This is a genomic window from Pseudomonas sp. BNK-7 (assembly GCF_048072025.1).
Taxonomy (GTDB): domain Bacteria; phylum Pseudomonadota; class Gammaproteobacteria; order Pseudomonadales; family Pseudomonadaceae; genus Aquipseudomonas; species Aquipseudomonas danubii.
Genome location: NZ_CP182252.1, coordinates 5,855,153 through 5,867,578 on the forward strand (window position 1 = coordinate 5,855,153; position 12,426 = coordinate 5,867,578).

Consider the following 12,426-nt stretch of genomic DNA (forward strand, 5'->3'; position numbering starts at 1 on the left):
CTGCGGACCTTTGCGCAGCTTCGCCATGGCTCAGCAGCGGCTACAGCACCCATCTCGATCCGGACTTTTGTAGCCGCTGCCGCAGGCTGCGAAGGCCTGGGCGGCACTCCGGCGCAGGGACGCGGCGCTCGACAGACAATCGCCAAGCAAGGTCCTGCGGACCTTTGCGCAGCTTCGCTATGGCTCAGCAGCGGCTACAGTCGGGGTCAGGGGAACCGGGCCGCTTACATATTTGCTCAAGATTGCGGTCATTTCCCGGTGCTAGTCTGCGCGTCGCAACAATGCCCAGACAGGAAGACCAGGCCATGAGCGAATACCTGACACTCAATAAGACCAATTGGGACGAACGCGCGCCCTTGCACGCCGCCTCGGCAGATTACGCGGTGCAGCGCTTTGTCGATGACCCGCAGTTTCTCTCCGACGTGGTGCAGTTCGACCGCCCCCTGCTGGGAGACATCCAGGGCCTGCGCGGCGTGCATCTGCAATGCCATATCGGCACCGACACCCTGTCCCTGGCCCGCCTCGGCGCGCAGATGAGCGGGTTGGATTTTTCCTCGGCGTCCCTGGCTGAAGCCCGATCCCTGGCCCTGCGCTGCCATACGCCCATCGACTACCACGAGTCGGACGTGTTCCTGGCCGCCGAGGTGCTGCCCAAGGGCAGCTTCGATCTGGTCTACACCGGCATCGGCGCGCTGTGCTGGCTGCCGAGCATCGAGCGCTGGGCACAGACCGTCGGCGCCCTGCTCAAGCCCGGTGGCCGGCTGTTTATCCGCGAGGGGCATCCAATGCTCTGGGCCCTGGATGAGGGTCACAGCGACTCGCTGCAAGTGGCGTTTCCCTATTTCGAACGCAGCGAGCCGCTGGTCTGGGACGATGACGCCACGTACGTGGAAACCGACAGCAGCCTCAAGGCCACGGTGACCCACGAGTGGAATCACGGCCTGGGGGAAATCATCAGCGCCTTGCTGGCCCAAGGCCTGGAAATCACCGGGCTGGTGGAACACCAGAGCATTCCCTGGGAGGCCCTGCCCGGGCAGATGGTGGTGGATGAACGCGGCGAATGGCGACTCAAGGAAGCGCCATGGCGCCTGCCACTGAGCTACACCCTGCAGGCCGTCAAGCGCCTGGCCTGATCGCCCGGCATGAAAAACCACCAAGCTCAAGACGCCAGCGCCTTTGTAGCCGCTGCCGCAGGCTGCGAACGACTCCGCAGGAGGCGCTGCTCTTGAGATCGCTGAAGGGCCTGCGGCCCTTTGCGCAGCTTCGCCGTGGCTCAGCAGCGGCTACACAACAAACTCGATCCGGTTTTTGTAGCCGCTGCCGCAGGCTGCGAACGGCTCCGCAGGAGGCGCTGCTCTTGAGAACGCTGAAGGGCCTGCGGTCCTTTGCGCAGCTTCGCCGTGGCTCAGCAGCGGCTACACAACAATCTCGATCCGGTTTTTTGTAGCCGCTGCCGCAGGCTGCGAACGGCTCCGCAGGAGGCGCTGCTCTTGAGAACGCTGAAGGGCCTGCGGCCCTTTGCGCAGCTTCGCCGTGGCTCAGCAGCGGCTACACAACAATCTCGATCCGGTTTTTTGTAGCCGCTGCCGCAGGCTGCGAACGGCTCCGCAGGAGGCGCTGTTCTTGAGAACGCTGAAGGGCCTGCGGCCCTTGGCGCAGCCTCGCAGGCTCAGCAGCGGCTACAGGCCTTGCAGATCAGCCGGCCACGGCCTGCTGGTCCATCTTCTGGCGCAGGCTCAGGGGCCGCATGTCGGTCCAGACTTCTTCGATGTAGGCCAGGCACTCTTTCTTGAAGCCGCTCTTGCCCACAGTGCGCCAGCCCTGGGGCACGGCCTTGTAGTCGGGCCAGATCGAGTATTGCTCTTCGTGGTTGACCACCACCTGGAACAGGATGTCCTCACGGTCGAATACTGAAGTCATTGCTTGTCTCCGTCGTTAATAAGGTGTGCCGCGCCCCAGGCGTGGCAGTTGTGTAGAAGGAACGAACCAGGGCCGAGAAAAATTAGAGGCTGGCCACCGCGGCAGCCACTGCCTTGCTGAAGATGTCCGCCACCTGATCGATCTGCGCCGCGCTGATGATCAGCGGCGGCAGGAAGCGCACCACGCTGCCATGGCGCCCGCCCAGTTCGAGGATCAGGCCGCGCTTGAGGCATTCACGCTGCACCAGCGGCGCCAGGCGCAAATGTTGCGGCGGATGGCCCTGGGCATCCGGGGCGCCGGCCGGGTCCACCAGCTCGACGCCAAGCATCAGGCCACGGCCACGGACATCCCCCAGTTGCGGGAAGTCCCGCTGCAGGATCAGCAGGTGCTCGCGCAAGCGCTCGCCCATGGCCGCCGCGTGCTCGGGCAGACGGTGCTGCTTGAGGTAGCGCATCACCGCGGAACCGGTGGCCATGGCCATCTGATTGCCACGGAAGGTCCCGGCGTGTGCCCCCGGCTGCCAGGTGTCGAGCCAGTCGCGATAGACCATCACCGCCAGCGGCAGGCTGCCGCCGATGGCCTTGGACATCACCACCACATCGGGAATGATCCCGGCGTGCTCGAAGGCGAACATCTTGCCGGTGCGACCGAAGCCGCTCTGGATTTCATCGACGATCAGCGCCACCCCGGCCTGCTCGGTGATGCGCCGCAACCCTCGCAGCCAGTCCAGGTCCGCCGGGATCACCCCGCCCTCGCCCTGCACCGCCTCGACGATGACCGCCGCCGGCAGGGCCACGCCCGCTTCAGGATCGCTCAGCAGGTTTTCCAGGTAATGCAGGTTGACCTTGACCCCCTCGGCGCCCCCCAGTCCGAACGGGCAGCGGTAGTCATAGGGAAAGGGCAGGAACTGCACACCGTTGTTCAAGAGTCCCGCCAACGCACGCTTGGGCCCCAGGCTGCCCATCAGGCTCAGCGCGCCCTGGCTCATGCCGTGGTAACCGCCCTGGAACGACAGCACGGTGCTGCGTCCGGTGGCGGTGCGCACCAGCTTCAGCGCGGCTTCCACGGCATCAGTGCCGGTGGGGCCGCAGAACTGGATCTTGGCTTCGGCGGCCAGGGCCTCGGGCAACAGGCCGAACAGGTCCTGGACGAACTGGTCCTTGACCGGGGTGGTCAGGTCCAGGGTCAACAGCGGCAGTTCATCGGCCAGCACCTGCTGGATCGCGGCGATCACCTCCGGGTGGTTGTGGCCCAGGGCCAGGGTCCCGGCCCCGGCCAGGCAATCGATGAAACGCCGGCCTTCGACATCCTCGACATGAATGCCACTGGCCCGCTTCAGGGCCAGGGGAATGCGCCGCGGATAGCTGCGGGCATTGGATTCCTGACGGCTCTGACGGGCCAGCAGGGGCGACTCCTCGAACTGGTAAAGCGCCTCGGCCGGGGCGGGAGCAAGGCCCACCGGCTGATCGTCCATAAGGCTGGTAACGGCTGACATGTCTCGAACCCTCGCGCTGCAATTTGAGCAAAACGACCACCGGCCGGATGCGCAGCCCAAGCGCGGGTGCGCACTGACAGGTTTTCCTGTTCTAAAAACGCATCAGCGCGGTCGGGATTTACACCCCAGGACGAGGAAATTGCATATACCGCCCCGTAGGAGCCAACTTGCTGGCGAAGGCGATCTCAGGGGCCTCTTCGCTGGCAAGCCAGCTCCTGCGGCGGGCAGGCGGAACGTACAAGGCCCTGTAGCAGCCCGCTTGCTGGCGAAGGCGGTTTCAAGGACCCCTTCGCTGGCAAGCCAGCGCCTGCAGCGGGCGGTGATGGGTCAGGCGGGGTGGGCAGGCAGGGTCAGTTCGACCCGCAGGCCGTCAGGACGGCTGTCGAAGTTCAGCTCGCAGCCGCAGCGCTGGACGATGGCCTGGACAATCGCCAGGCCCAGTCCGCACCCCGTGCTCTGGCTGTTGCGCCAGAAGCGCTGGGTCAGGTGCTGCAGGTCTTCCTGGGCAATCCCCGGGCCATGGTCACGCACCTGGAAACGCAGGCGACCGGCCACCAGCTCCAGGTTCAACTCCACCGGGCAGTCTTGCGGGGTGTGGCGCAGGGCGTTGTCCAACAGGTTGCGCAAGGCGGCAATCGCCAGGGTCGAGGGCATGGCCACCGGGGCCTCGGCGGCGTGCTCTCCCAGGTGCACCTTGACCCGCTGCCGGGCGCCCACGGCGGCATCCTGGATTGCCAGGCGAACCACTTGCTCGGCATTGCAGTGCACGCCGTCATCAAACGACAGGCTGCCCTCGACCCGAGCCAGCAACAGCAGTTGTTCCAGGGTCCGATGCAGGCGGTCGGCGCCCTCCTCGGCCCGGGCCAGGGATTGATCCCGGGCCGCACCGTCGGTCATGCGCGCCACCTGCAGGTGGGTCTTGATCGCGGTCAGCGGGCTGCGCAATTCATGGGCGGCATCACCAGTCAGGCGGCGTTCGCGTTCGATGGTCTTGGCGATGCGCTGGAACAGCTGGTTCTGGGTGTCCACCAGCGGCCGCAATTCGCTGGGCATGGGCCGGATCTGCAACGGTTCCAGGGAATCGGCGCTACGGCGCATCAGCGCGTCGCGAATCCGGTTCAGCGGCGCCAGGCTCTGGCCGATGCCCAGCCACAACAGCCACAGACAGCCCAGCAAGGCCACCCCCACCGGCACCGAAGCGGCCAGCAGCACCGACATGTTCAGGGCTTCGCGTTCCACCTGGCGGTCAGCGGTGGTGATGCGCAGATCACCGCGCACCAGGGTGAAGGTGCGCCAGGGCGCGCCGTCGATCATCTGGTCATGAAAGCCCAGTTTCTCGGCTTCCAGGGTGTGTTCAGGCGTGCTGTGGCTGCGTGCCAGGACCTGCCCGCGCAGGGAGCTGACCTGGCAGGCCATGCCCCCGGGAATGGTCAAGGCCGCGCTGGCAATGGGATGGGCGTGGGTGTCGGAAGGCAGCGCCGGCATCTGTTCCAGCAGGCCGGCCACCATGCGCGCCGAGGCCACCAGGCGTTGGTCCAGGGAAAACATCATCTGATTGCGCAGATCGCTGAGCATCCAGGCCGCGGCCAGGGTCCAGATCAGAATGAAGGCGGCGCCCAGGGTCACGCTCAGGCGCAGGCGCAGGCTCCTCACTTAGGACTTCTCCTGGCCATCGGCCGGCCCCAGGCGATAGCCCAGGCCGCGCACCGTCTCGACGATGCCGTTGCCCAGTTTGCGTCGCAGGTGGTGGATGTGCACGTTGAGGGCGTTGCTTTCCAGTTCGTCGTTGAACCCGTAGACGCTGTCCTTGAGCTGTTCGCTGGACAGCACCCGGCCGCGGTTGTGCAGCAGGGCCTGAAGCAGCGCCTGCTCGCGCCGGGACAGATCCACCGGCTCGCCGCCCAGGCGGGTTTCCCGGGTGCTGGGGTCGTAGGTCAGGCGTCCGTGCTCGATCAGGTTGACACTGCGCCCCGCCACCCGGCGCAACAGGGTATGCAGACGCGCCGCCAGTTCCCGCAGGTCGAAGGGCTTGAGCAGGTAATCGTCGGCCCCGGCCTGCAGGCCGTCGACCCGATCGGTCACCGAGTCGCGGGCGGTGAGGATCAGCACCGGAATCTCCAGGCCCTGCTGGCGCTGTTGCTTGAGCAACTTCAAACCATCTTCATCCGGCAGGCCCAAGTCCAGTACCATCACGTCGAAATCGGCCACGCCGAGCATGGCCCGCGCCGCCGAGGCAGAGGCCACATGCTCGACCGTCAGGCCCTGGGCCGTGAGGCCGGCGACTATTCCGCTGGCAATCAGCTCATCATCTTCACAGACAAGTACGTGCATGGTCGGTCCTGTAACAAAGGCGTTGATTAGACAGGCGGCGGATTAAGCGGACATTATGCCCGCCACTGCCGTGCAACAACCCAAGTATGGTTAATCATCGGTTAATCAGGACCCGCCATTGTGCATCCCACTTGCACCGGTTTAAGGCTTGACCATGCGTCGATTGCTCATTTTGCTGTTTATGCTGTTCACCACCCTGGCAGAAGCCAGCAACAATCCGTTCGAGGTCAAGCCCGACTTCCTGCCGGTGGACAAGGCCTTCACCTTCACCTCCGAGCGCCTGCCTTCTGGGGAAACCCAGCTGTTCTGGCAGATTGCCGACGGCTACTACCTGTACCAGAAACGCCTGAAGTTCGACGGCCTGGCCCAGGACCATCAGCCGGCCCTGCCGGACGGCGAACACCACAGCGACGAGTTCTTCGGCGAACAGACGGTGTATCGCCAGGGCCTGGAAGTGAAGCTGCCGGCAGCCGCCAGCGGCAAGATCAAGCTGGGCTGGCAGGGCTGCGCCGACGCCGGCCTGTGCTACCCGCCACAGACCCTGGAAGTCAACCTGGGGGGCGCCCCCGCCGTTGCCGCCGGCAACAGCGCCGCAACCGGCAACGGCACGGCCCAGGACCAACTGCTGGCCAACGACCTGCAACAAAAATCCTGGGGCCTGGGCCTGCTGGCCTTCTTCGGCTTCGGCCTGCTGCTGGCCTTCGCCCCTTGCTCACTGCCGATGCTGCCGATCCTCGCGGGGATCGTGGTCGGCAGCGGCGCCAGCCCGCGTCGGGGCCTGGCCCTGGCCTCCAGCTACGTGCTGTGCATGGCCCTGGTGTATGCCGGCATGGGGGTGATCGCCGCCCTGCTGGGCAGCAACCTGCAGGCCTGGTTGCAACAGCCCTGGGTGCTGGGCAGCTTCGCCGCGCTGTTCGTGCTGCTGGCGCTGCCGATGTTCGGCTTCTTTGAACTGCAAATGCCGGCGTTTCTGCGCGACCGCCTGGAGGGCGCCAGCCGCCAGCGCCAGGGCGGCAGCCTGATCGGCTGTGGCGCTCTCGGCGCGCTGTCGGCGCTGTTGGTGGGCCCGTGCATGACCGCGCCCCTGGCCGGCGGCCTGCTGTACATCGCCCAGACCGGCAATGCCCTGTTTGGCGGCCTGGCGCTGTTCGCCCTGGGCCTGGGCATTGGCCTGCCGCTGCTGTTGCTAGTGACCCTGGGCAACCGCTTCCTGCCCAAGCCGGGGCCCTGGATGAACCTGCTCAAGGGCGTGTTCGGCTTCCTGTTCCTGGGCACCGCTATCTATATGTTGCGCCCGGTGCTCGACACCAGCCTGTGGATCGGTCTGTGGGGCGCCCTGGCCCTGGTACTGGCCTATTGCGCCTGGCAGCAAAGGGCCAGCGCCGGGCGCCTGCTGCACCTGTTCGGCGCCGCCGCCGTGCTGTCTGGCCTGTGGGGCAGCGTGCTGCTGGTGGGCGCCGCCGGTGGCAGCGATGACCTGTGGCGACCGCTGAAGGTCTACAGCGGTGGCAGCGTGGCCAGCAGCGCCACGGCCCACGATGCCTTCACCACCGTCAAGTCGCCCGCGGAATTGCAACGTGCCCTGGACAGCGCCCAGGCCCAGGGCCAATGGGTGCTGCTGGACTACTACGCCGACTGGTGCGTGTCCTGCAAGATCATGGAGAAAACCGTGTTCGGCCAGCCCCAAGTCCTCGACGCCCTGAAGGACGTGCGCCTGCTGCGCCTGGACGTCACCCATGACAACGCCGACGGCCGCGAACTGCTCAGCCGCTACAAAGTGCCCGGCCCACCCAGCTTCCTGTGGATCGGCCCGGATGGCAGCGAGCGCCGCAGCCAGCGCATCACCGGCGAAGTGGATGCCACGGCCTTCCTGCAACGCTGGACCCAGACCCGGGAAGCCCGTTGATGCTGACCTTTACCATCGGCACCTTCGCCATCGCCCTCAACCACCTGCTGCTGATCAGTGCCCTGGCCCTGGCCACCCTGGTGGGTTGGCGGGTGGCCAAGCGCGGCGGCGACAACCCGGAATCGGTGCTGTTCATGCTGTTCCTGCTGGGCATGCTCGCGGCGCGAATCTGCTTCGTCATCGCTTACTGGAAGCACTACCAGCACAACCTGTGGCTGATCATCGACCTGCGCGACGGCGGTTTCCTGGCCTGGCCGGGGGTCATCTTCATGCTCCTGGCGGCCCTGGCCTGGGGCTGGAAACGCCCACCGCTGCGCCGCCCGCTGGGCGCCGGTATCGCCAGCGGCCTGGCCTTCTGGCTGCTGGCCAGCCTGTCCCTGACGCTCTACGACCAGGGCACCCGCCTGCCGGAAATGCCCCTGCGCAATGCCACCGGCGACACCGTGCAGCTCACCGACTACCAGGGTGGGCCACTGGTGATCAACCTCTGGGCCACCTGGTGCCCGCCGTGCCGGCGAGAAATGCCGGTCCTGGAGCGCGCCCAGCAGCAACGTCCGGACCTGACCTTCCTGTTCGTCAACCAGGGCGAAAGCATGCAAAGCGTGGCCACCTTCCTCGCCACCCAGGAACTGAACCTGGACAACGTACTGTTCGACAGCGGCGGCCGCCTGGGCCAGGCCGTGGGCTCCATGGCCCTGCCCACTACACTGTTCTACAGCGCCGACGGCCGTCTGCTGAGCAGTCACCTGGGTGAACTCTCGGAGGCCAGCCTGGCCCGTGCCCTGGAAAACTTCGACGACGCCCATCCGACCCCGGTCGCCCCTGCAAGGAAACTGCCATGCCCTTCATCCGCCACCTGCTGAGCCTTTCCTTGGGCGCAGCCCTGCTCAACGCGCCGCTGCTGCACGCCGAAGAACTGCCCGCACCGATCCGCAAGATCGAAGAAAAAGGCGCCAAGATCCTCGGCAGCTTCGATGCCCCGGATGGCCTCAAGGGCTACGCCGCGCAGTACCAGAACCGTGGCATGGCCCTGTACCTGACCCCGGACGGCAAGCACGTGCTGCTGGGCAACCTGTACGACGCCGACGGCAAGGACCTCAGCGCCGAGCCGCTGCAGAAACTGGTCTACGCACCGATGGCCAAGGAAGTCTGGAACAACCTGGACAAGAGCAACTGGATCGCCGACGGCAAGGCCGATGCGCCGCGCATCGTCTACCTGTTCAGCGACCCCAACTGCCCCTACTGCAACATGTTCTGGCAACAGGCGCGGCCCTGGGTGAACGCCGGCAAGGTGCAATTGCGGCACATCATGGTGGGCATCATCCGCGAAGACAGCCCGGGCAAATCCGCCGCCCTGCTGGCCGCCAAGGACCCGCAACAGGCCCTGCAGGACCACGAGAAAGCCGGCAAGGCCAGCGCCCTGAAACCCCTGGCGAGCATTCCAGCGGCGGTGCAGGCCAAGCTCGACGCCAACATGAAGCTGATGGAGGAACTGGAGCTGTCGGCGACCCCGGCGATCTTCTACCTCGACGACAAGGGCGAACTGCAACAACAGCAAGGCGCCCCGGCCCCGGGCAAGCTGACGCAGATTTTCGGCCCGAAATAAATCCCCGCCCCTGTAGGAGCCGGCTTGCCGACGAAGGCGTCCTTGCGACGGGCGCCTGGCTTGCGGGCCCCTTCGCTGGCAAGCCAGCGCCTACGACAGCAGGTGAACACCTCGCCATTGTGCAGCCTCTGTAGGAGCCGGCTTGCCGGCGAAAGCGTCCTTGCGATGGGCGCCTGACTTGCAGGCCCCTTCGCTGACAAGCCAGCTCCTGCAACGGAAGAATCGGGCTTCAACCGTGGCGCTGTAAAAACGCCAGCAAGGCCCGGGTCACGAACTCCGGGTTCTCACGGCTGGAGATATGCCCGGCCTCGGGCACCAGCTGATAAGGGCAGCCAATGCGCTCGGCCATCTCGACGGTTTCCGCCGGCGGCCGCGGCTGGTCCTGATCGCCACACAGCAGCAAGGTGTTCGGCCCATCCAGGTGCTGCAACTGCTCCAGCACATCCGCCCGGCTGAAGGTGATGCGCCCCATGGGAATCACGCTCGCGCGCAAACGCTCGGTCGGCAGCGCCGCGAGGCTGGCACGAAAATCCTGATACAGCGCCGACTGCCGATCGATACCCGGGCGGAAGAAGATCGGCACCACGATATCCAGCAGCGCTTCGGCGATCAGGCCGCTGTCCTCGATCTGCTGGAACAGGGAAAAGTAGTATTGCCGGGTCGGCTCCGGCTCGGCCCCCAGGTAGGTGTCCATCAGCACCAGGCCGTCGATGCGCTGCGGCGCCGCCAGGGCCAGACGTGCCCCCCACATGCCGCCCACCGACAAGCCCACCAACGTCACCCGCTCGATGTGCAGATGATCGAGCAAGGCCAGCATCTGCCGCGCCACATCGTCCAGCGACGCGGTGCCTTGCGGCAACGGCCCGGACTGGCCATGGCCCCACAGGTCCACCGCAATCACCCGGTACTGCGCCGACAACGCCTCGATCTGCGGCGCCCACATGCTGGTGTCCCACAAATAACTGCCGGCCAGGAACACCACCGGCCCCTGACCCTGGTCAAGGTAGTGCAACGGTTGTCCATCGAGGGTGGCGAAAAGCATCGGCTAGCTCCTGTAGGGAATGACGAAAAAGGTCCGACAGACTGTGCCGTGAACCAGGCTCAGTCAATCGGACCGGGGTGATAAAAACGTATCAGGAAATGCCCGGATTCACGGCCCGCGCTGGCCGTCGAGCAAGGCCTCCACCACCGCGCGGGCCATCTCCACCGAATGCACCATGGACCAGATCAGCCCGCGCTCCAGGCCGCTGCCCTGCTGGGTGATTTCATCGCAGACCTCTTCGGCGCATTTGAGCAACAACGCCACATGCACCAGGGCCTCTTCGGCGCTGACGCCTTCGCGCACGCTGAACAGCGAGTCGGGGGAAACGGCTTTGGCTTGGGTCGTGAGCTGGAACAGCGCGGGGTCCAGCGGTTGCCGGGCCAGGGCCACGCGCAGGGTGGCGTTGGCTTCCTTGAGGGCGGGATCGCGATAGGACGTGGGGGGATCGGGGACGAGCTTTTTCATGGTCAAACTCCTGGTAATGACAAGGAGCTGACACCGTTCGCTTGCACACGAATAAGGTGGCAGCCGTACGCGGGTGTGCAAGACCGAGTTACCAGAACCCCGGCAGATCCGAAGATCTCCCGCGCACGGCCGCCATAACACGGCGAACATGAAATCGCTCAGGCATGACTGAGCGCTTATGCGTCTGGTAACGGTCGGACTTGCACATCCGAGCCATCGATTGGGCGATGGCTCCGGAACCCTAGCCCGCCCACCAGGCGCATTCAAGCGGCCCGCAGTTTCTCGGATTTGCCTTACAAAAGAAAGCGACTAAACACCGTTCCAGCGACCTTCCAGCCCGCTTCCGAAATCACCTTGCCCCAATCGGCATTGGCCTGTGGACCTATGGAATTGTTGCCCTGTAGCCGCTGCTGAGCCTTGGCGAAGCTGCGAAAAGGCCCGCAGGACCCTGCTTGGCGATCTCCCGTCAAAGACCGCTGGCGGCCTTGAAATCGCCGCGTCTGCTGCGCAGCCGTACGCAGCCTGCGGCAGCGGCTACAAAAAACCGATTGGCATCAGCCGCAAGCATGACTCAGCGGTATTCTTCCGGCGCCTCGCGTTCGAGGATTTCCTCCAGATCGCTCAGGCCTCCGCGCGCCTTGAGGATGCCGCTGACCTGGTCGATCCACTCCTGCTCCGAAGCAATCCCCGCCCACGACTGGCTGCCGAAGCCGTGATACGGCCGATCGTCGAAGGTGCTGATCAGCAACTGGTTGAAGCGCCTGGTGTCCAGGTTGTTGCGCTGGACCTGCACTTGCAGCGCCCCCAGCACTTTCTGCTGCTCTTGCGGGTTGGGGCGATAGTGGTAGAGCCGCGGCGTGCTGAGCACCAGGAACTCCGGTGGCAGGTTTTCATCGATGGCCGCCTGCAGGCGGTAATGACCGTCGAGGATCAGGTGGCAGTTCAGGCCGCTGACGTACCACAGCAGGATCGGCGGCAAGCTGCCTTCGCGGGCTTTTTTGCGCCACCATTTCAAGCGTCCGGAATGGGGGTCAACGGCATGCAGGCCGACCACCGCCCCGCCGCCCTCGTACAACTCGACCCAGCGCGCCGAGCCGGGCTGCTGGTTGTCGAGGATGTTGCGGCCGTAGATCGCCCACTGCGGCATATGGCTCTGGGCGTCTTCGCCGCCCTTGAAGTACCAGGCTTCTGTGCCGCTGAGCAGCGGCCGCATGGGTTTCTGGGACGCCGGGCGCAAGGCCCGCACCAGCCAGGAGCCGGGGTAGAAGAAGTCCGGCTGGTGCTGCATCAGTTGCTCGACGAAGAAGCGGCTCCAGGCCTTGAGGCGCAGGGCCGGGTCGAGGCGCGCCTGTTGTTCAACCTGAGGCGAGTCGATGGGGCCCACCAGGGTTTGCGGCAGTTGCTCCGGCAGGTCATTGCGCACCAGCCACACGCCATAGCGGCAGTGCGACATGGTGCCCCAGAGCAGGGTCTGGTCCCCCAGCACCAACTGCATGCGACGGTTGTTGCCACTGAGCAGGCACAGGTTGGGCTTGCCGCCGGCCGGGCGTTTGACGTCCACGCCGAGGCCGTTCCACTGGCCGGCCAAATCCTCGATGTCACGCCAGAAAAGCTGTTCCACGATTGTCCCTAATCCTTAATCAATGACCGGCCCTGCGGCG

At 65.6% G+C, this 12,426-nt stretch carries 11 protein-coding genes; 4 read left to right on the top strand and 7 right to left on the bottom strand.

Features of this window, described 5'->3' with window-relative positions; genetic code table 11:
- Positions 1 to 305 precede the first annotated feature (305 nt).
- Complete coding sequence (locus ACMGF8_RS26285) at positions 306 to 1,133, top strand: class I SAM-dependent methyltransferase (RefSeq protein WP_416757766.1); 828 nt, start codon at positions 306 to 308, stop codon at positions 1,131 to 1,133.
- A gap of 562 nt (positions 1,134 to 1,695) precedes the next feature.
- On the opposite strand, the gene ACMGF8_RS26290 is transcribed toward ACMGF8_RS26285, so the two are convergent.
- The 4 genes from ACMGF8_RS26290 to ACMGF8_RS26305 form a co-directional block, all read right to left on the bottom strand.
- Positions 1,696 to 1,920, bottom strand: a complete 225-nt coding sequence (locus tag ACMGF8_RS26290) for an MbtH family protein (protein ID WP_016965112.1) — start codon at positions 1,918 to 1,920, stop codon at positions 1,696 to 1,698.
- Between the two features lie 82 nt (positions 1,921 to 2,002).
- On the bottom strand, positions 2,003 to 3,415 hold the full coding sequence (locus tag ACMGF8_RS26295; protein WP_102860959.1) for an aspartate aminotransferase family protein: 1,413 nt from the start codon (positions 3,413 to 3,415) through the stop codon (positions 2,003 to 2,005).
- Positions 3,416 to 3,742: 327 nt separating this feature from the next.
- Complete coding sequence (locus ACMGF8_RS26300) at positions 3,743 to 5,068, bottom strand: ATP-binding protein (RefSeq protein ID WP_115580608.1); 1,326 nt, start codon at positions 5,066 to 5,068, stop codon at positions 3,743 to 3,745.
- Positions 5,069 to 5,746, bottom strand: coding sequence for a response regulator (locus ACMGF8_RS26305; protein WP_016965114.1), 678 nt, complete (start codon positions 5,744 to 5,746; stop codon positions 5,069 to 5,071).
- Positions 5,747 to 5,900: 154 nt separating this feature from the next.
- Here ACMGF8_RS26305 and dsbD point away from each other — a divergent pair, with 154 nt between their 5' ends.
- From dsbD to dsbG, 3 genes are read left to right on the top strand one after another with little or no spacing between them, the layout of a single operon-like run.
- Positions 5,901 to 7,652: a protein-disulfide reductase DsbD gene (gene dsbD / locus ACMGF8_RS26310; protein ID WP_250329404.1), complete on the top strand. Its 1,752-nt coding sequence runs from the start codon at positions 5,901 to 5,903 to the stop codon at positions 7,650 to 7,652.
- Entirely contained in the window at positions 7,652 to 8,515 is an 864-nt protein-coding gene (locus ACMGF8_RS26315) for a TlpA disulfide reductase family protein (protein WP_060840359.1), read from the top strand. The genes dsbD and ACMGF8_RS26315 overlap by 1 nt, the downstream gene beginning before the upstream one ends.
- On the top strand, positions 8,491 to 9,258 hold the full coding sequence (gene dsbG / locus ACMGF8_RS26320; protein WP_207166323.1) for a thiol:disulfide interchange protein DsbG: 768 nt from the start codon (positions 8,491 to 8,493) through the stop codon (positions 9,256 to 9,258). The genes ACMGF8_RS26315 and dsbG overlap by 25 nt, the downstream gene beginning before the upstream one ends.
- A gap of 229 nt (positions 9,259 to 9,487) precedes the next feature.
- On the opposite strand, the gene ACMGF8_RS26325 is transcribed toward dsbG, so the two are convergent.
- The 3 genes from ACMGF8_RS26325 to ACMGF8_RS26335 all read right to left on the bottom strand — a co-directional run bounded on the left by ACMGF8_RS26325 (position 9,488) and on the right by ACMGF8_RS26335 (position 12,386).
- On the bottom strand, positions 9,488 to 10,300 hold the full coding sequence (locus tag ACMGF8_RS26325; RefSeq protein WP_416757771.1) for an alpha/beta fold hydrolase: 813 nt from the start codon (positions 10,298 to 10,300) through the stop codon (positions 9,488 to 9,490).
- A gap of 108 nt (positions 10,301 to 10,408) precedes the next feature.
- A complete protein-coding gene (locus ACMGF8_RS26330; RefSeq protein WP_250329407.1) occupies positions 10,409 to 10,765 on the bottom strand; it encodes a DUF6124 family protein in 357 nt (118 codons plus the stop codon).
- Between the two features lie 571 nt (positions 10,766 to 11,336).
- Positions 11,337 to 12,386, bottom strand: coding sequence for a hypothetical protein (locus ACMGF8_RS26335; protein ID WP_115580614.1), 1,050 nt, complete (start codon positions 12,384 to 12,386; stop codon positions 11,337 to 11,339).
- Positions 12,387 to 12,426: the final 40 nt, after the last annotated feature.

What these genes read in the sequence shown, in the direction of transcription:
- ACMGF8_RS26285 (WP_416757766.1), top strand. Translation starts at nt 306, where the DNA reads ATGAGCGAATACCTGACACTCAATAAGACCAATTGGGACGAACGCGCG.
- ACMGF8_RS26290 (WP_016965112.1), bottom strand. Translation starts at nt 1,920, where the DNA reads ATGACTTCAGTATTCGACCGTGAGGACATCCTGTTCCAGGTGGTGGTC.
- ACMGF8_RS26295 (WP_102860959.1), bottom strand. Translation starts at nt 3,415, where the DNA reads ATGTCAGCCGTTACCAGCCTTATGGACGATCAGCCGGTGGGCCTTGCT.
- ACMGF8_RS26305 (WP_016965114.1), bottom strand. Translation starts at nt 5,746, where the DNA reads ATGCACGTACTTGTCTGTGAAGATGATGAGCTGATTGCCAGCGGAATA.
- dsbD (WP_250329404.1), top strand. Translation starts at nt 5,901, where the DNA reads ATGCGTCGATTGCTCATTTTGCTGTTTATGCTGTTCACCACCCTGGCA.
- ACMGF8_RS26315 (WP_060840359.1), top strand. Translation starts at nt 7,652, where the DNA reads ATGCTGACCTTTACCATCGGCACCTTCGCCATCGCCCTCAACCACCTG.
- dsbG (WP_207166323.1), top strand. Translation starts at nt 8,491, where the DNA reads ATGCCCTTCATCCGCCACCTGCTGAGCCTTTCCTTGGGCGCAGCCCTG.
- ACMGF8_RS26325 (WP_416757771.1), bottom strand. Translation starts at nt 10,300, where the DNA reads ATGCTTTTCGCCACCCTCGATGGACAACCGTTGCACTACCTTGACCAG.
- ACMGF8_RS26330 (WP_250329407.1), bottom strand. Translation starts at nt 10,765, where the DNA reads ATGAAAAAGCTCGTCCCCGATCCCCCCACGTCCTATCGCGATCCCGCC.